This is a genomic window from Winogradskyella sp., assembly GCF_965228925.1.
In the GTDB taxonomy this organism is placed as follows: domain Bacteria; phylum Bacteroidota; class Bacteroidia; order Flavobacteriales; family Flavobacteriaceae; genus Winogradskyella.
This window is the reverse complement of sequence record NZ_OZ245845.1, coordinates 4,871,921-4,891,199: the sequence shown is the minus strand read 5'-3', so window position 1 is coordinate 4,891,199 and position 19,279 is coordinate 4,871,921. Positions and strand designations below refer to the sequence as shown.

The 19,279-nt window shown below is 37.9% G+C and carries 18 protein-coding genes and 1 tRNA gene; 4 read left to right on the top strand and 15 right to left on the bottom strand.

Features of this window, described 5'->3' with window-relative positions; genetic code table 11:
* The first annotated feature begins 129 nt into the window (after positions 1-129).
* Positions 130-405 carry an ATP-dependent Clp protease adaptor ClpS gene (locus tag ACO052_RS20155; RefSeq protein WP_422105610.1) on the top strand — a complete coding sequence of 92 codons (276 nt, stop codon included), beginning with the start codon at positions 130-132 and terminating at the stop codon, positions 403-405.
* Here ACO052_RS20155 and ACO052_RS20150 read toward each other — a convergent pair.
* From ACO052_RS20150 to ACO052_RS20100, 11 genes are all read right to left on the bottom strand, one after another.
* The gene (locus ACO052_RS20150) at positions 402-1,613 is read right to left on the bottom strand and encodes a hypothetical protein (RefSeq protein WP_422105609.1); all 1,212 of its coding nucleotides are present in this window, start codon (positions 1,611-1,613) and stop codon (positions 402-404) included. The genes ACO052_RS20155 and ACO052_RS20150 overlap by 4 nt on opposite strands.
* Positions 1,614-1,724: 111 nt before the next feature.
* Positions 1,725-2,522: an outer membrane lipoprotein-sorting protein gene (locus ACO052_RS20145; RefSeq protein WP_422105608.1), complete on the bottom strand. Its 798-nt coding sequence runs from the start codon at positions 2,520-2,522 to the stop codon at positions 1,725-1,727.
* A 4-nt stretch (positions 2,523-2,526) separates the two neighbouring features.
* The gene (locus ACO052_RS20140) at positions 2,527-4,881 is read right to left on the bottom strand and encodes an efflux RND transporter permease subunit (RefSeq protein ID WP_422105607.1); all 2,355 of its coding nucleotides are present in this window, start codon (positions 4,879-4,881) and stop codon (positions 2,527-2,529) included.
* A 148-nt stretch (positions 4,882-5,029) separates the two neighbouring features.
* Positions 5,030-5,626, bottom strand: coding sequence for a TetR/AcrR family transcriptional regulator (locus ACO052_RS20135; RefSeq protein WP_422105606.1), 597 nt, complete (start codon positions 5,624-5,626; stop codon positions 5,030-5,032).
* Between the two features lie 116 nt (positions 5,627-5,742).
* Positions 5,743-6,015 (bottom strand): heavy-metal-associated domain-containing protein, encoded by a 273-nt coding sequence (locus tag ACO052_RS20130; RefSeq protein WP_422105605.1) that lies wholly within the window; start codon positions 6,013-6,015, stop codon positions 5,743-5,745.
* Between the two features lie 3 nt (positions 6,016-6,018).
* On the bottom strand, positions 6,019-6,225 hold the full coding sequence (locus tag ACO052_RS20125) for a YgaP family membrane protein (RefSeq protein WP_422105604.1): 207 nt from the start codon (positions 6,223-6,225) through the stop codon (positions 6,019-6,021).
* 18 nt (positions 6,226-6,243) lie between these two features.
* Entirely contained in the window at positions 6,244-7,650 is a 1,407-nt protein-coding gene (locus tag ACO052_RS20120) for an MBL fold metallo-hydrolase (RefSeq protein ID WP_422105603.1), read from the bottom strand.
* Positions 7,651-7,720: 70 nt separating this feature from the next.
* Positions 7,721-8,524, bottom strand: a complete 804-nt coding sequence (locus ACO052_RS20115) for a sulfite exporter TauE/SafE family protein (RefSeq protein WP_422105602.1) — start codon at positions 8,522-8,524, stop codon at positions 7,721-7,723.
* Entirely contained in the window at positions 8,525-8,941 is a 417-nt protein-coding gene (locus ACO052_RS20110) for a DUF6691 family protein (RefSeq protein WP_422105601.1), read from the bottom strand.
* Position 8,942: 1 nt separating this feature from the next.
* Entirely contained in the window at positions 8,943-9,500 is a 558-nt protein-coding gene (locus ACO052_RS20105) for a YeeE/YedE family protein (RefSeq protein ID WP_422105600.1), read from the bottom strand.
* 62 nt (positions 9,501-9,562) lie between these two features.
* Positions 9,563-10,198 carry a Crp/Fnr family transcriptional regulator gene (locus ACO052_RS20100; protein WP_422105599.1) on the bottom strand — a complete coding sequence of 212 codons (636 nt, stop codon included), beginning with the start codon at positions 10,196-10,198 and terminating at the stop codon, positions 9,563-9,565.
* Positions 10,199-10,395: 197 nt separating this feature from the next.
* Here ACO052_RS20100 and ACO052_RS20095 point away from each other — a divergent pair, with 197 nt between their 5' ends.
* The 3 genes from ACO052_RS20095 to ACO052_RS20085 all read left to right on the top strand — a co-directional run bounded on the left by ACO052_RS20095 (position 10,396) and on the right by ACO052_RS20085 (position 11,988).
* Complete coding sequence (locus tag ACO052_RS20095) at positions 10,396-10,653, top strand: GIY-YIG nuclease family protein (RefSeq protein WP_422105598.1); 258 nt, start codon at positions 10,396-10,398, stop codon at positions 10,651-10,653.
* Positions 10,631-10,704: transfer RNA gene (locus ACO052_RS20090), tRNA-Arg, on the top strand. The genes ACO052_RS20095 and ACO052_RS20090 overlap by 23 nt, the downstream gene beginning before the upstream one ends.
* 138 nt (positions 10,705-10,842) lie before the next feature.
* On the top strand, positions 10,843-11,988 hold the full coding sequence (locus ACO052_RS20085; protein ID WP_422105597.1) for a tyrosine-type recombinase/integrase: 1,146 nt from the start codon (positions 10,843-10,845) through the stop codon (positions 11,986-11,988).
* On the opposite strand, the gene ACO052_RS20080 is transcribed toward ACO052_RS20085, so the two are convergent.
* Genes ACO052_RS20080 through ACO052_RS20065 form a run of 4 tightly spaced genes read right to left on the bottom strand, consistent with a single transcriptional unit; the run spans position 11,989 to position 19,233 of the window.
* A complete protein-coding gene (locus ACO052_RS20080) occupies positions 11,989-13,782 on the bottom strand; it encodes a hypothetical protein (protein WP_422105595.1) in 1,794 nt (597 codons plus the stop codon).
* Positions 13,775-15,703: a BACON domain-containing protein gene (locus tag ACO052_RS20075; protein WP_422105594.1), complete on the bottom strand. Its 1,929-nt coding sequence runs from the start codon at positions 15,701-15,703 to the stop codon at positions 13,775-13,777. The genes ACO052_RS20080 and ACO052_RS20075 overlap by 8 nt, the downstream gene beginning before the upstream one ends.
* 3 nt (positions 15,704-15,706) lie before the next feature.
* Positions 15,707-18,856, bottom strand: a complete 3,150-nt coding sequence (locus ACO052_RS20070) for a phage tail tape measure protein (RefSeq protein WP_422105593.1) — start codon at positions 18,854-18,856, stop codon at positions 15,707-15,709.
* A complete protein-coding gene (locus ACO052_RS20065) occupies positions 18,856-19,233 on the bottom strand; it encodes a hypothetical protein (RefSeq protein WP_422105592.1) in 378 nt (125 codons plus the stop codon). Before ACO052_RS20065 ends, ACO052_RS20070 begins: the two co-directional genes overlap by 1 nt.
* Between the last annotated feature and the right edge of the window lie 46 nt (positions 19,234-19,279).

Below are 19,279 nucleotides of genomic sequence, written 5' to 3'. Positions count from 1 at the left end.
TTGACTTTAGTCAAGCAGCCCATTCGATATGCTTACCAAAACTTTAACATAATCACCATATCTAAATTTTACACTTTTGCGTTTTTAATACTAATTATTTTTTAAATTAGCTTAAATCATAAAACAGTTATGAATTTTCAAGAGAAAGCGCAGGAAGAGCTGCTATTAGAGGAAGATCTCGCCAAGCAAAATGAAATTGTTTTGTTTAATGACGATGTCAATACTTTTGATCATGTGATTGATACACTGATATATGCTTGTGATCATACACCAGAGCAGGCAGAGCAATGTTCCATTATTGTGCACTACAAAGGAAAATGTACTGTTAAAACCGGGCCCTACGAAGACTTAAAGCCACGATGTTCCAAATTGCTTCAGGCTGGCCTTAGTGCCGAAATCGTTTAGAAAAATTTGGATATTGTAAACCTTAGAAAACTATCTTGGCTAAAGTTGGATAAAATAAATTCCTGACTATCAATACTGCTAAAAATTCGAGCTTCCAGTTCTGCTTTCCAGCTACTGCCTATACGTCTAGAGGCTTCTACGCTAAAGATTTTACTGCTTGATTCCATATCTACAATACCGCCAATAAGAATTGCCGTATCCTGGGTATCATTTAATGCAATTCTACTTCCAAAAAATATATCATTTTGTAGGGCATTTAGAGCTAACTCATCTCTGTCATCATAAAGATATTCGCTTAAAAGTCCAATATCCAAACCATTACCATTAATATTGCTAAATGTATATTCCAATCCTGCAGTAATGGCAAAGAAGTCCTGAGCTTCAGCACTGCGATAAATGGATTCTAACTTCCAAAGAAAGGCATTATGTGTAACTTGGAGGTCTAAGCCCGTTTGATTTATAACAGGATAAAACGCATTGATTTGTCCGGTGGTATCAAATGTAAAAAGCGGCTCACGACCATTTCCATAAAAATGGGAAACACCTATATCAAACGCACCAATGAAATGCGACCATCTAAAGGCAATGTCTTGCCGCCATTCTTCGGCGCCACTTTCATACGTGATCTCATCCTCATCGATTACGATAGGGAATCTTAGGCGTCCTCGTTCACCTGGGAAAACCCGTTTTCTGTGGTAAGGCATATAGATGAAATCAAAATTGCCATAATCTGTAGTTAGCGTAAACTGTAGCATCGGTTGGCCGAGTTTGGCTTCGCCATCAAAAGATTCTACGGCATCGGTTTGATTAATAATGTCAACCAGATGATTACTTTCAGTCACACCCCAGAAAATTTTTTTCAGACCTGCACTAAATTCCCAATTGTTTTTTGCCTTTTGGTAATAGAGTTCCCTAACATCCCAGTGCGTTCTGTTGTCATCGCGATCCAATCTAAAGAAACCTGTAAAGTTTATACTTTCGTAGCCTTTGTTCCATTCGATATTGTATTCGGGAATCACAGCGATTGATGGAAAATGATCTTTTTGGCCATCAAACTGTGCGTTATCCGTAAAGTAGCGATATTCACTTTGAACTTCGAGCTCGAATTCGTGGCTGGCGGTTGAACTACGCTCCTGAGCTAATGTACAGCCAAATGACAAAAGCAAGCTTAGACTAAATCGTTGGAATATGAGGTGAAGTTTTCTCATCTACAATGAATTTTAAAAGAGCAATGCCGAAAACTATTGCTATTAATAGGCACTAAACTATATAGTATGAAAAGGTATAGTTGACGACATTGCTTATTTTTTGGAAAGTAACTAGTTACCGGCCCTTTTTAAGGAGACTTGGTTAAAATCGTCCTCCGTTAGATTGACGTCAAAATTATAATCGTTAAAATCTAGACGTGTTTCTTTATTGCTCTGATGGTTGACCATATTAAAGACCGAGGCTCGCCAAAATTTGCCCTTGTATAGCTTATAATCTAAATAGGTTAATGTCTTTAAAAGTGCATTCTTTCTATCATAAAATTCAACCTTTTCAATACGATAGCCTTTATCCTTATTATAGCTTACCAGTCTTCTGGTATATCCGGATTTTGGATCTACAGGATCTTGCTCCACAATGAGTAGACCATCTTTTTCTTCAATAAATTTGTAGCTGTATTTCTCTACTTCCTGAGATGATAAATCTTCGTAAGCGAATTCACTTCCCACAAATGGACCAGACTTGTTATTAGAAGAGATGCGCTTTACACGTTTAATGGACGGTAAGTATAACCATTGATCATCCGGGCCTTCTTTATGTGTAAAAGTTAAGGTTGATGTACCTTTTACATCTTTAGGACTATTAAAAACAATAAGGGATTTGTCACCATCTTCAGTTAATTCCAAAGTTTTAGTAGTCAGCGAGCGCTCACTGGTTTGACCATTTTTATTCTTTAAGGTCATTTTTAATTCTACGGTAGAACTATTAAAACCTAAATCGGCCTGCTCAGCAGCTTTCGCTATTTCTAATCCTTTGTCTTCAGGGGTTTGTGCGTTTATTGTGCTTGCCAGTGCAATAGCTATACCAGCTAAGGCAAGTCTTTTTACGTTTTGTTTTTTTGAAAAATTCATAGTTTTAGTTTTTCGCTTTTATTGATATCTTGTTTTTACTAGTTAAAATGAGTAGTGAAGGCAATAGAATGAAATCGATAATCAATGCCGAGAGTATAATGATTACCGTAATTCTTGCCATATAGCTATTTAGGGCAAAGGACGATGTGGACATCACTGCAAAGCCAGCCAGCAGTACTAAGGTCGTTGTGACTAAAGCCTTTCCTACTGTTTCAAAAGCATAGACAACAGCTTCCTTGGCACTATAACCAAGCTCTCTTCGCGCTCTTAAGAACTTACTCATAAAGTGGACGGTATCGTCAACGATGATCCCCAAGGTCATTCCAAAGACAATGACCATTCCCGTATTTATTTGGCCTTTGTAAAGGGCCCATATGCCAAAACCAACCAAAACAGGGGTCACGTTTGGGATAATACTTAGGACACCTAGTTTAAAATTACGCAAGGCAAAAATCAGGACTATTGAAATTAAAATTAGGGCGATGATATTACCTTTAAACATACTATCGGCCTGTCTAAATCCTAACTTGGAGAACATAAGGGTTGGACTCACTCCAATAGCGTGCATGGCCTTAGGCGTATTGTTTTTCAACCATTCTTCGCCGCGCTGCGCAAAGGCGATCATATCGGCACTTGTTACATTTTCGATGGTGACCGTAACTCGGGTTTCGGATTTATCGACGTTAATTTGATTATTTAAATCTAGCCCAAAAGGCAGTGACAGCTCATAAAGCAATAGATATTGTGCAGCTTCTTCACGATTGTGTGGAACGCGATAATACGTTTCGTCATCACCATGCATTGAGCGATTAATTCTCCGCGCAACTTCACTAAACGCATTGACATGTACCACCTCGGGTTGTTGTTCTAACCAAGCCTCAAAAGCATTGAGGTTTCTTAAATATTCAGGATTATTTATGCCACCGCTTTCACCACTTCCAATAGAATATTCTACATTATATATACCGGTTAAGTTTTTGCTTATATAATCCGTATCGTTCCTAAACGCAACGCTCTCATCAAAATAATTAATGAATTCATCATTAAATTCGTTTTTAGTGGCTAAGTAGGTGAGTCCTACGATTACGGCTAGAGATATTACAGTCAAGCGCACAGGTTGCTTTATGATGTATGTCCCTAAAGACGAATACCAATTGGTCTTTGGTGTCTGAACTTCTGCTGTTTTTACTTTAGATTTTACCGGAAATATCGCCATCAATGCTGGCAGTGCTGTGGTGGAGTATATAAAGGCCATCGTCATACCAAAAGCGGTAATATTTCCCAGATCCCAAAATGGAGGAACATCACCAAAATTCATTGTTAAAAAACCAATAACGGTAGTTAAGCTCGTAATGAAAACCGGCATAAAATTTAGGCGCATGGATTCTGTTAAAGCCTCTATCTTACTCAAGCCATCCTTACGCATTTTTTGTAACATGGTAATGAGTATATGAATACTATCCGCAACGGCGAGGGTTAATATCATTGTCGGGAATACTGAAGATGGAGGTGTGAGCTTTATACCCATGATACCAACGAACCCAACGGCACTCATTATAGAAAACATAACAACGATAAATGTGGCAATGGTGCTATATATATTTCGTGTTAAAATAAATGTGGTAATGATGACAATCACCAACATAATCATGGTGAGCATAAGGTCCTTCATTGAAGCTTCGAAGAAGGCGGTATTTAATGGCACGAGACCTGAGGAATGCACTTCGAAGTTGGGATGGGATGCTTTAAAGTTGGTCACCATATCCCTAACAAAAGCCGTTACCTCAGGTATCTCCTTGGCGCTATCCTCGCCAGGTAATCTAACCGTAATATTTACTGCTGTAACGCTTCCAGATTCATTGATAATGCGATTAACGAGCAAGGGTTCTTTTAGTGCTTTGTGCTTTATAGTAGCTATTTCTGAATCATCCTTTAAATGGGATTCGTAGGATAAATCATCAACGTAAAGATCATCACCTTGCGCACTTGTATGCTGAAAATTTGTGAGCGCATCAACTCTCGAGGAATATGGTGTGTTCCATGCTTCTGCGGTTAGCTCCTCAATAGCCATGAGGTTGTCTTTAGTAAACACATTTTTGTTTGAAGGTGACAACACTAAAATGACATTATCATCCTTTGTGTACTTTTCCTGAAGGGCATCAAAAGCTTCAAGTTCTGGATTTGATTTGCTGAAAAATACATGATAATCGCCATCAAACTCCATATTCCCTTGAGAACCTAATCCCAAGGCGAGAATAATAGACCCAATTAGAACATACCATTTTCTTTTAATCACAAACTTTGCCCATTGCATAGCAAACCTGTTTGTGGTGTCTCTTACTTTTTTAAGTGCATTCATTGTTTTTGTTATTTGACCAGTCAATTATGATTTTGACATGGTGGATTGTTAGTTTTATTTATAGGACGAATTTGTGCATAGACTAGGGGACAATAATTTTAAATTTATAATAATTGACCAGTCGTCTATTTTATTGGTAAAAAAAATATTATTTCAGAAGAACATGTCTCACCATGTTCATAAAATTATCTATGGGGTATGAACTATTCATTTCCTTCATTGTTGTCATAGATCCTTTTCCTGCATCTTCAATAAACGCGGCAATATCCGCAGCTGGCATAGTGCTGGTGATCTCGCCTAAATCTTGTGCCTCTTTAATAACCTCAGTAATTATAGATAAAATATACTGCTCTTTTTTTAAGATGCGCGTTCTAATTAACTCGCTATGTTCGGACATTTCATTGCCAATATTGCAGGCCATACATCCCATTTTACAGTTCATTTCATTTTTGAGCATATCATATCTAAACTGATGAAAGTCTAACAAGCGCTGTTTTGGTGAAATCGCTTTGTTTAGCAGAATTTGTTTTGCAGGCGTAAAGGTCTCTTCAAAATATTTGTCAATAGCCTTTACGGCAAAATCTTCCTTGCTGTCAAAGTAAAAATAAAATGATCCTTTTGGTATCCCAGCAACTTTTACAATATCATTGACACTTGTTGCATTATAACCTTTAGACCATAGCAATTCTATCCCTTTATCTAAGAGGGCATCTATTTTTATATCACGTTTCAGTATCTTTTCCATATGCCAGCTTGCGAAGCAAATATATGACCAGTCGTCTAGTAATTAAAAATTTTATGTGTTAAATTTGTTTTAAACCGACTTGTTTTGTGATTAAATAGCTGATATGCAGTTGGTTACTATTTTTTATTTAACCGTCCAATAGCGCAGCTTACAAAGGATTTGGCCTTTTTAGGTAGTGGGTTTGCCTCTCCAATCATAGGATAACCAAGTTCTGACAATCTCTTTTTCACAGTTTTGAGTTCGGTTTCCGAATTATAATTAAAGTGAACTTCATCGGTATCATTGTTTACGGTAACCATAGAGACACCTATCAATTTAGATAGTTGCGTGACAATGGTATTGGCACAGCCTCCGCACTTAAGGTTCTGAATTTTCAATGTCGATTCCATAAATCAATTTTTTAGTTTACATGTACTAATGCCAAAAACTCTATAAAGCGGACAGAAATTAATAAGGCTCGTTATCAAGAATATAATGGCTACGGCCATGAGAATATAGGCCAATGTCCCTTCAATAACATCAAAATAATACAACAAGGCTATTGCTGCAGCAATCAGTACGCGTATGCCTTTATCTAAATTACTCATATTTTTTTTCATAATTACCTGCTTATATTCTTATAAAGTTGATGGGCATACAAAATCTGTGGTTGGTAAGTCTGTCTTTTTTATCGCAGCAAAACCACCAGCGATATCCACAAGATGACTAAATCCTCTAGCCTTGAGGATGGACGCCGCTATCACTGATCGATAGCCTCCAGCACAGTGTATGTAATAGGTTTTATCCTTAGAAACCTCATTCATTTTTTCATTGATATAGTCTAAGGACAGGTGCTGTGCTTGTTCGAGATGCATGCTTTGATACTCACCGTCTTTCCTAACATCTAGAATATTAACATCCGAAGCTTTTGCCCTACTGACGAATTCCTCAGCAGAAATGGACTCCAAAGTATCAAAATCCTTCCCGGCGGCCTTCCAAGCGTCAATACCTCCTTTAAGATATCCTAGAGTATGGTCATAACCCACACGCGATAAGCGTGTCACTGCTTCAGCGGATTTTCCTTCGGGCACCACCAAAACTATAGGTTGTTTTAGATCGGTGATTAAGGCACCTACCCAAGGCGCAAATTGCCCGTTTAATCCAATAAAAATAGAGTTGGGGATATGGCCTTTAACATAGTCAGATTGGGACCTTACGTCTAAAACTAAGGCGGATTCATGATTTGCTAAGGCTTCAAATTCTTCGGGCGTCAAAGGTGTATCGCCAGTTTTCAAGATCGTATCAAAGGCGTCGTACCCCATTTTATTCATCATAGCATTCTTCGCAAAGTATTGAGGTGGTGGGGCAATACCGTCTAGTACTTCTTTTACAAATTCTTCCTTGGTCATATTCGCGCGCAAAGCATAGTTGGTTTGCTTTTGCTCGCCTAAAATACCAACGGTGTCCTTGCTGAGGTTTTTTCCACATGCCGAACCAGCACCATGGGCCGGATAAACAATGACATCATCCGCAAGTGGCATAATCTTGGTGCGGAGGGAGTCGTACAACATACCCGCCAGATCTTCTTTAGTTAGGTCCGATTTTATAGCAAGATCAGGTCTGCCAACATCTCCTAAAAACAAGGTGTCACCAGAGAAAATAGCATGGTCCTTACCATTTTCATCTCTAAGTAAATAGGTTACAGACTCTAAAGTATGTCCTGGAGTATGTAAAACTTTTATGGTCAACTTTCCTAACTTTAGTTCTTCACCATCGATAGCCGAGTGAATGTCGTATTCTGTAGACGCTCCTGGACCAAAAACAATGGTAGCTCCTGTTTTATTGGCTAGGTCCACGTGACCAGATACAAAATCGGCATGGAAATGCGTTTCTAAAATATACTTTATTTTAGCATTATTAGCTTTGGCTTTATCCACGTATTGTTGTGTTTCACGTAGCGGGTCGATAATCGCGACTTCACCTTCAGACTCTATATAGTAAGCGCCTTGTGCCAAACACCCCGTGTATAATTGTTCGATCTTCATAGTTCAAATATTTATAATGCAAATTTACGAAAGTTCGATTTTTGATATGTGACTTTTGTCACAAAGTCTGTTAAAACAGTTCTTTATATATGATATAGATGGCCATTATTAAGGTAAAATAGCCAAAGCCTATCTTCAATTTTTTACCGCTGATGAATTTAGAAAGATAGACGCCCAGAATAATGCCAATGATAGAAATGCTGGTAAAGATGAAAAGAAAGGGCCAGTCGATCTCTAAATTCGATACATCACCAAGAAAGCCAATCAAGGATTTAACGGCAATAATGAGCAAGGATGTGCCAACAGCTTTTTTCATTGGTAATTTGGCGAGCAGAACCAATGCTGGAATAATCAGAAAGCCACCACCAGCACCAACAATTCCTGTTAAGATACCCACAACAAAGCCTTCAATGGCTATTAAGGGATAATTGAATTCTTGTGTCTTGTTTTTGGGCTCTTCGCGTGCGTCGCGTTTGTTTCTAATCATGGAAAAACTGGCCATGAACATAATAATAGCAAACAATACCATAATGAAGATATTGTTAGTCACCTCAAAATCCCCGATGCTGAATACGACGTCCGGAATCATTTGCACCAAATAGCGTCTCGTAAGGTACACCGCCACAAACGCAGGAATAGCAAAAATGGTGGCGATTTTTATATCGACCAAACCTTTTTTAAAGTTCTGAAAGGCACCAATGATGGAGGTCACACCGACAACAAAAAGTGAATAGGCAGTCGCTATTATGGGATTTAGACCAATAAAATAAACAAAGATAGGCACCGTAAGGATGGATCCACCACCGCCGATAAGTCCTAAAACCAAGCCGACAATTAAGGCTCCAAAGTAACCTAAGATGTCACCTAATTCCATTTAATGCGGTAATTTATCTTTAAGTACACCATAGATAAAGGTGCCCAAAAGCGCAGCTGCAATGACGATAAACATGGAGTAAACACCCGTACCTACCAAGATATACATAGGACCCGGGCAGGCCCCGCAGAGTGCCCAACCTAAGCCGAATATGGCTCCACCCACAATATATCGAAATACACCTTTGGCTTTCAATGGAACGTTGATAGCCTTTCCTTCAGTCGTTTTTACTTTTAACAGTTTGGCGATGACTAATAGTAGTATGCCCGTAATTACTGCTGTACCTATGATACCATACATGTGAAAGGACTGAAACTTAAACATTTCAAAAATGCGGTACCAAGACACCGCTTCAGATTTTACTAATACAATACCGAAGCCTATACCTGCCAAAAAGAACTTTATATATTTTCCCATTTTAAAACAGTATTGGATAAATAAAATGAATCATAATGAGGCCTCCAGCAAAAAAACCAATCACGGCAATTAAGGATGGTAATTGCAGACTGCTCAAACCTGTTATGGCATGACCAGATGTACAACCGCCGGCATAGCGTGTACCGAATCCAACCAGAAATCCCCCAATGATAAGAATGGACATACCTTTTAGGGTAAACACATTATCCCAGCTGAACAGTTCTGGAGGCAATAGACTTTTTCCAGCATCTGTAAAACCCAAATTGTTTAAGTCGGTAATGGTGTTGTCGCTTAGGGCTATATCAATAGGATGGGATAGGTAATAATGCGCGATAAAACCTCCGACAATAGCTCCAAGTACTACGACTAGGTTCCAACGTTGGCTTTTCCAATCAAAATCAAAAAACTTTACTTTTTTGCCAGCGCCACCCATAGCGCATAGCGTTCTAAGGTTAGATGACATGCCGAAAGTTCTGCCAAAATAAAGCAGCAGAAACATCACTATGGCAATGCACGGCCCAGAAATATACCATGGCCAAGGTTGTAATATGTAATCCATAACTAGTATTTAATTGCTTGCAAAAATAAAACGCTTCGTTAAAGTCTATGTCACTTAAGTTACTAAAATTCTAAAACGGATATTTTATTTCTGCCGAGTTCGATTTTATGTTCTTTTTCCAATTGCTTTAAAAGTCGTGATACAACGACTCTAGAGGTATGTAAATCTTCGGCAATTTCTTGATGTGTTGTTTCTAAAGTGGTCGATGCCGATAGCTTTACCTGATCCCTGAGATATTTAAACAAACGTTCATCCATTTTCATAAAGGCAAGCGTATCGATCGTCTCTAACATTTCGTCAAAACGGACCTGATAACTTTGTAATATAAAATTCCGCCAACTTTCATTCTTGTGAAACCAAACCTGCATTTTATCAATAGGAATCATCACAACGGTGACATCCTCGTCCGCGATGGCTCTAATTTTACTCACGGATTTGGCCATACAACAGGTCAATGACATAGCACAGGTATCACCAGATTCAAGGATATATAGCAACAATTCATCGCCGTGCTTATCTTCACGTAATACCTTAATATTTCCATGAATTAAAAGCGGAATAAACTTGAGGTCTTGTCCAATATCTATAATGATGTCGTGTTTTTTAAAGGTTTTAGGTAAGGCGACATCAGCTATATGGTTCAGAATTTCTGAATCAAATACATATTGAAAGGGTTCAAGTAAATCTTTTGTTACCATGGGCCAAAAATAACGATTACAATTTTGAAATAAATAGTTTGGTTGTTTTTTAATAATTGTCTTATATTTGCACCCGCCTTCAGAGCACCTTGTGTTCCTTCTGCGGGCAAGCCCATAAAGGGGTAGATTAAAAAAATGGCCTCGTGCCCGCCCGAACGTAGCGTTCGATACGGGCGGGGCGCATAAAACTTAAGGCAATGTTTTATGTTTATGTTCTTTACAGTTCGGATTTCGAAAGATATTATGTAGGAATTTCCACAAATATCCAAAGAAGATTAAAAGGACATAACAGTGCCAAAGTAATATCGACCAAAGCCTTTAGGCCATGGGCGATTGTACATTTTGAAAGTTTTCCTACTAGGATTGAAGCCAGACATAGAGAGAAATATCTTAAGTCTGCAGCTGGGAGAAGGTGGAGAAAACTAAACATACGGCCTCGTGGCGCAACTGAATAGCGCATCTGATTACGGCTCAGAAGGTTACAGGTTTGAATCCTGTCGAGGTCACTAACATATAAAAAGGCTAAGTACTTACACAAACAGTAATTGTGTAAGTGCTTAGCCTTTAGTGTTTTATAAACCTTTTGGATTATGATGGCAAATTTAAATTATGAAAATTTTCTCCCACAAATTCTCCCACAAAATATGAGTGGGAAACTAAATTACAATGTTTGTATAAAAAAGGAGCATATTAGGACGGATGGTACTTGTGCCATATACATCAATATTTACTATCGAGGTAAGGCAAAAAAGGTTAACTTGAATATATCTGTACCACCTAAGGAGTTTGATGTTAAAAAACGCAGGGTTAAAAGCAAATACAAGTACGCTAAGGACTATAATTTACTAATCGAAAAGAAGCTTTCTGAGTTGCACGAAATTGAGGTAAGTTATAGACTTAATGACGAATCCATTTCATTAGATAAAGTTTTGGAAGACTTAAACCACCCATCTTTAAGAGTTGACTTTAACGTTTTTGCTAGAAAAAGACTAGAATATGAATTGGAACACGGTATTATTAAATCTTCGACTTATAGGCAGCAAAAAGGGTTTATAGAAAAAATGAAGCGTTTCCGTAATCCGCTCCTTTTTATAGATATCAATGATGATTTTATAAAGGAGTTAAGGGCGTATTTAAAGAGAATAGGTAATCAAAAGCCTACTGTAGAAGGGACTCTAAAGAATTTTAAAAAATACCTCCACTTGGCTAATTCTAACGGTATTAGAACTGAGTTACAATACCAGGATATAAAGGTTAGCAGTATGAAAGGAAATTTTACCTTTTTACATCCAAAAGAACTTAAACTACTTTATGAATTTTATAACTCACCTTTTATTAATGACTCTTGGAAAAATATATTGCAACGCTATTTGTTTAGTTGTTTTACAGGACTAAGGATTAGCGATATCGAAACATTAAATGAAGATAACTTTATTGGTGAGCACCTTGTTTGGACATCAAAGAAAACCAATAATTTTAATCGCATTAAATTAAATACTACAGCACAATCTTTAATTGAGTTCCCCCATATTTTTAATGGAAAGTATACAAGAGAACACATTAACAGGGAATTGAAGCAGATCGCCAAAGCCTGTGGTATTAAAAAGCGACTGTATTTTCATAGTAGCCGGCATACTTTCGGAACAAATTACCTGATCGCAGGTGGAAGTCTTAGAAATCTACAAAAGGCATTAGACCACAGCAAGATTGAAACTACTGAGGTCTATGCTCATGTTGTTGATGAACTAATGAATAAAGAGATAAATCTAATGGATGATCTTATATTGTAGTTAAAATGTTTCTGCCGTCATTTCAACATCATACCAATCGGTGCTGATGCGCTGTTTTCTTATGCTTACAATGAGTCGTTGGGTATTGTATTTGTATTCACCTTCCTTAATGTTTATGGCTTCTGTATAGTGCATCCTGAAGGAGTCTTTAACCGTCTCTGCATTAGCCCTAAACTTTAACCACTTTTGCCAAAAGTTATTATACATTTCTAGCGCTGTAAGGGTTTGGTTATTATATGAGTTCAATGAGATGTTCTCAGTTTCGCCTGTAAGCCTATCGAATAATATGACCATGAGATCATTTTCGTCCTCAGGATAGATCGCAGTAACGCTACCAAAATTATCCCGTACCTCTAAAGGCAAAACATTGAATTCTATTGGCGTGGTTTCTTCTTCGGTAAAATTGGCCTCATTAAAGGTTAGTCCATCTTTATTGACCAATGCATAATCTTTGTTTGGATACTCCAATTTAAAAAGATTGTTCTTATCCAAGTCCCTTTCTGGTTTTGTGTCTTGAAGGTGACTGCGGTCCTTAAAGATTTTTTGCTCTATGGCGTTATCTAAAAAGTTAAGGTAAACAGCATTATCGGAATAAACCACATCTAGGTTGAACCACCCTTTTATACGGTTAAAGAATTCCCTAAACTTCATGTCTGGCATGTAATCTGCAATGGTGTAAACGCTTGGGAAAATATTGAGCTGAGCCTCTTTGTATTGGTAGGTGAAATTATTGAAGTCACTAATAACTTGGGTTTGTTGCACTAGGCGCATTTCAACTTCGATATCTTGAAAAATTGTGGTATTAACTATAGTAATATTCAGTGTTTCGTTTATGGCAACTTGTGAATTCTCGCTAAAGGCTTCATACAGGGTAACATTATTCTGTACTACTTTAAGCTGAAAGTATTGCGCCATGTTAGAATTCATATTGACCCTAATTTTAAGCTCGAACGAGCCTACGTTTGTAGGTATATGTATCTGACGATAAACATTAATGGTTTGGTTTCCAATTTGTGTTTGGCTCGTATAATTGGTAAAGCTGTAATTGAGGTATTGAGACGACGAAAACTGCTCCATAAAGTTTTTAGGGACTAAGAGCAACCGCTTGGCAAATTCATTGTTGACTAAGTCACCTCTTATCTCCAGACCTTCTGTTTTAAATCCGACCCTAAGTACCTCCAATATATAGGTCATTGGAGCCATTACATTTTTATTAACGGCGGTTATGACATTATCTATGGTTTCATTTGCATTTTGCTCATAGTACCAAGTACTTAAGGCGTCATTGAACTTATAGTTGTTTACAAAGTTTTCAAAAGCTTTATAATTGCCCTTTGAGCTCAGCCCATCTCGATATACCTTGACAAATTGATGGGTTACCGTAGGCCAATTTGAATATAGCAAGGTTTTGGCATATACCCTTAGATCACCATCAGGTGCTGTTGATATTTTAAACGGTAAAGTATTTAGTTTTTTATCGAATACCGGTAAGGTTTCCTTGCCATAAAAAAAGGTTATTTCTGCCTGGTCGTCATTTACATTCTTTATTGAAATGAAAGAATCATAGAAATTGGTGTCTATACACAATAGTCCATAGATTTTTTTTTCATACTGGACGATTCCCTCTATATGTATCAAGCCCAACTTAGAAGCAACATCCTCATTTAATTCTATGGTAATTGGAAAACTGTAGCTCTTGGTGGTCTGCTCTGTAAAATTATCGTTCTCTTCGACAAAGGTTAAGCCGTAGTTAGTAAGATCCCATTCCCATGATGTTTTTATAAACTTAATCATTAATGATGGCTTTTGTAAACTTTAGGTTGTAGGATCTAAAATGCTCTCTGGTCTTGTAAGTGGTCAATGATTTTGAATCGAGGATGATTTCCACAGGTTGACCATCTACATATATATAGACACGCTCTGCATATAATATCTTGGCAAGCCACTCAAATTCTGCCTTTGAATAAATGTAACCGGTATTTAAGGTATATGAAGCGCCTTTATCGATACTTACTATTTTGGTGTGCTCTGCTCCCTCGACTTGTATTTCAGTTTTTATTTGGTCAATTTTGGGCGTTATCGTCAAGAATCCGGTACACTCAAAGAATTCGAATTCGCGCCATTCATTTTCGAAGGCAATTATAGTTTGTTCTACCGGATTGTCCTTAATGTTAACCGTAATGGTAATACCAGACCAGGCAATAGTTATTTGGTTACCGGCTTGAAGGCTTAGCAAGCTTAAATTAATTATGGCATTGTAAGTCAATAGGTTGTTTGCAATAGTTGCGCTTATGGTTTGGGTTACATCCCCGGATATAACAATATCCGTTGGTGCCTCAGTGGCATTTAGTGCCGATAACGATATTATTGCGTCTTTGGTGACGTTGATCGTTGCTGGAGTATAGCAGAGCTTGTTGGCGATTTCTGGTGTTTTACCGGTAAGGAATTTAAGATTACTGTAATTGGCCAATGGTGTTGTGGCACCGGTAAAAACTGCTTTGTTGAAGGCGTTTAGATTAATATTAACAGGGTCTATATTGTGTTTCACCCTAGTAGTGAAATTATTGGTGGGTATGACATGCTTTAATAGCACGTTGGTTTCCATTCCAATAAGTTGTTTAGCCAGCCCATTTTGATAAGGTGCATTAAGCTTGTAGACTACATTTTCTACTCCATTACCAGCAATGGCTTCGCAATACAATTGCATATTTGGAAAGACGTTTGTAACCTCTAATTTGTTGCGGTCGTTGGCGAAGTAATGTGTTTCACTTGTAATACCCTGTAACAGAAAGGGTATTATGATCAGTTCTACAAATACCGTTTTTTGAATGCCTTCTGAGGTGAATACTAATTCTGCCAAATAAGGAAGATTTATATTGGTAAGTTCGTCACTATCTACCGTTACCGTTATTGATGATAGACCGGAACTACCAGAGGAAACCGATAACACACACCATGCTTGCGAGCTAGTTACCGACCAAGCATCTGAGGCCTCAATGGTAACTGTTTTTTGTGTGGTGTTATCGACCCCTTGTTCTGATATAAACTGTAAGTTTTCTGGTGAGACATATAGATAGGTGTTTTCGGTATCTCCTGCCGTTACCACCAATGTTACAGTGGCCTGTCTTGGTGTACCTAACGAATCGTTGACCTGCAAAATGGATTCATAAATACCTGCTGTTAATCCCACTGTGTTTACTCCTACTGATAGCGAAGACGACCCTACACCATTGGTTTGTGATAAGGTAACCCAAGATTGAAAGGCTGTAATATTCCAACTACCGCCCGACGTTATGTTTAGCGTTTGGTTTTGAGGTAGGTTACCGCCAATAATATAGTTAAATGGTAATACGGTAGGGTTTAGGGCTAAAAAGGTTGTAGCATTGATTTCTATGAAAACCCTATAAGGATCTGATGTTATTGTAGCCGTGGTTATACTAACGTTAGCTCTAAAACGGAGCCTTATATCTGCCTCATAATTGCCCTCTTGCATTCCATCTGCATGAGCGGCATTAACACGAACCGAAAAGGTTATTGTTTGGGTACTGCTCGAATAGAGCAAGTTTAGAATCGTTAGCCATTCTGGAACACCTAAGATTTGTAGATTAGTTATGTTACTAAGCTGAGCGTCTACTGCAAAGGAAACAGGTATATCCGGATAAGGTAATCCTTGAGAGTAATTTATTGGTAATGGTGCTGCTGGTGTAAATGCCATATCTTAGTTTTTTGCTGCGTTTTCGGTAGCTTCTAGTTTTTGTTGTAACTCTCTTAACCTAATAACATCGGTTAAGGTGAAATTAATCTTAAGGCTTTTGAGTCTTTCTATAATTTCTAAACCGATATCATCACTAAACAACGGTTGACCCGGAGTCATTTCGTTTGTTTGTATTAATACATCTGAAGAGCTAGTTTTCATCTCCTTTGGATATTTACCGCTTTCGAAAGCTGGCATCGGCCGCTTCCCTGCCAATTGTAAAATATAGTCGGTGATCATTGGATCCATTTTTTTAAAGGTTTTGGGATCGATGATCATTTCAGGCATTTCGCCGGCCAAGAAGGTTTTGGGCGTGGGTACAATCTGTGTTATCGGTTTACCTCCAAAAGATGCATTAAACTTTTTACCGTCTTGGGCTCGTGTTACTGGATACAGTCCTTCTTCGAAGCCGGGTACTGATGTGTTTATATTCTTAGCAGCTCCAACAGCATTTTTTATAGCTCCAATAATGCCAGCGGCTTGAGCCGCAAAAGCAATTAATAAGGGAACATTTTTAGGAAAGCCGACCTTTGCTGTATTAGCAGCACCAACTTTAGTTGCTAAGGTACCTTCTGCAACTGCAGTAGCAGCCTTTGCTTTTATAACGCCCAATTGTATTAAAGTCTCTTTGGCTGCCATTGTTGCTTTAACTGCCAATAAAGCTTGTCCTAACCTACTTTCTTGACCAACTAGGTTAATAGATCCGTCAATAATTTCTTGATGCAGTTTTTTACGCTCTTCGAGTTCTTTTTTATTGGCCTCAGCTCTTGCTTTAGCATCTTTTTCTCGATACTTTTTATTTATATTTTCTAAGGCAGCCTTTTCTTGTTCTTCTAACAATAATATTAAGGCAGTTTCTTCTTCTTTGTCTAGTTTAAGCCTCTCTAAATCTATTATGGCTTTTTCTGCGTCTTGCTGAGCCTTGAGTATTTCCTTTTGTTCATCTGATTGGGCTTTACTGAGCGCAATGTTGTTTTCTAGGTTTCGCTTGCGGTCTTCGAACTCTTGAATTCTTAGTAGTTCAGTCTCTTCACGCTCCTTGTTAAGCGCATTGATTTCGTCTGTTTCTTGTTGGAATGATAGTTTTAATAATTCTCGCTTTTTGTCTTCTGAAATCTGAAGGTTATTTATTTCTTGCTCTCTAGCATTAGAGTCTTGCTTTATCTTGTTGGCACGACGTTCAAAATCATCTTTAGCCTGGCGGTCGTAATAATCTCTTACTAACTGAAGCTTTAACTCCTGGTATTTGCGCTCTTCTTCTAGGGCTTTGTCCTTCTCTTCTTTGGTTCTGTTATCTCCAGAATCATCGTTAATGACTTTTTGGTCTTTAAGTTTTTCCTGAAATTCTTTAAACGCAGTGCTCTCGCCTTCGGCGATAAGCTTTAGTTCTTTAAGATAAGCCTCTGCTTCTGCTATTTGTTGTGCATAAGCGTCATCACCTCCAAAAAACTTTGAAACAAGACCGATATTTTCCGCTTCTTTTTTAAGCCTTTCAAGGTTTTTAGTTGCTGCGTCAATTTGAATTTTGGCCTCTTCAGCAGCTTTTGTGTTGAATAAATTTATGTTTTCTGAAATTCTTTCAACAGCTTTTTTTTGTCCTTCAGAGGCCGATTGTTGTTCTAATTGTTCTATTGAAGTAAACATTAAACTAAAACCTCTAAGAATATTAGTAAATATTTCGTTACTAATAGATTTTAGATTGTTGAGCATTGAAGGGAATCCGCTCTTTGAAGCATCGAATAAATCGGCCAAAGCTTGTTCGTATTCCTCGTTAGATTTAACTAGACGCTGTGTTGCTTTTTCATTTTGGTTTAAAATTTTGTTTTCTTCCTTAAAAGCTTCATTAATCTGTAGAATGATTTCTTGGAATCCACCAGCATCTTCTCCAGCTCCTTTAAAGACGTCTGCAACTAATTGTTGCTGTTGTTGCATATTGAGGCCTATTTTATCGGATTCGTCAATGATCCTACCGATAGCATCCTTGGTAGTTACTTCACCAGATCTAAGCCCTTTTGCTATTTCGTCTGCAAATTTTTTACCGAAAGCATTTTCTAGAGCTTCTTGCTGTGTGTTGGTCATCTCTTTTAGAGACAGATCTGTTTCCTTAATGGCATCTAAAAGTTTGTCTCCGAAAATGCCACCCTTAGGCTCTTGCACGGCTACGTCTATAAAGTCTTGGGCCGAAAACCCTGCGTTTTTGAATTGTACTGGATATTCTTCGACTTTATCTAAAAAATCACCAGCAACGTCAGCCCCTCTAGTAAAACCTTGATTTATTAATGCTAATGCTTCCTGCTGAGAGATTTTCATTTGTTTACTTAACGAGTTGGATGCCCTTAAAACTTCATTAAATTCTTTGTCAAATGTATTTGCTGTGGCCTGTACTGAAGCCCTATAGTCTTGAAGTTCTTGCCCGTCGAAGCCTGTAAGTTGTTCTGTTAGTTTTACTGATTTGGCAATTTCCTTATTATAATTAAACCATAATTTTGTAACAGCAACAATACCAGAAAGGGTTGCAATAAAAATACCAATTGGCGTTGCAATTAAGGTTTTTAGACCTGACTTAACATCGGAAATACCTTCTTTTACATCCTTAAAATTTCCTTTTTTTAACCCAGAAAATAAATTGGCAAAACCGGAAGTTACAGTTGTTACCGCTGCTTGCTGTTTACCCAATTCGATAGCCGTTTCGCGCATTTCTTTACGAAGCTCGAATTGTCGATTGGTTACCGCTGCTAATGTTTTGTTATAATCTTTCCATTCTTCAGTTTCTGGATCTAAATTATCCATTATACGTTTAAGCTTACGTGCTTCTTTACCCAGCTGTGCCATGGATAAGTTATTGAGCCCGATTTCCTTAGTGAGCTTGGACATCTTATTTCCTGTGTCCGCAATCTCTTTTTGATTGTCCTCGATTTGTTTGGTGAGTTTTTTGTACTCGTCACCATTTTCTTTATTGGCCTTTTTAAGTTCTAGGGCCTGCTTCTCTAATTCCTTGGTTTTTTCGATGAGTTTATCCTGAGCCTTTTTAAGATCATTGTATTCTTTTTGGGCTTTGTTGCCGTTAACAACTATATTAAATTTTAGCGTTTCGTCCGTGATCTTCTTTGCCATTACATGTGTAGATTATACTCGTTAGCTATTAGATATTGGACATCTTCGGTAAGGCCAAACTTGATCTGGGCAATTATATTACTGAACTCTTTATAAATGACCTTATTATGAAGGGGAATAGACTTGCGTTTTCTGCCGGCAACACGGCGCATATCGATAAATCGCTGCTGTTTTGAGTGGGTAAAGTTTAATTGAGTACCAGAAACCACATAGCGTCTTGAGGCTATGATATTCTTCTTTTCTTTTGGATTTGCCGATGACAAAACACGGTTCTGAGCCTCAATTATGTCTTTGGCGCTTTGCCCTAGAACGCGCTGAATGTAAATATTGGTAATTAGGTTTCTTCCACTTAAAGCGTTATTGGTTGCAACTTCCATGTTACAATTTTAAGTAGAGGAGTAGAGTTGTAAAAGGACACTTCGA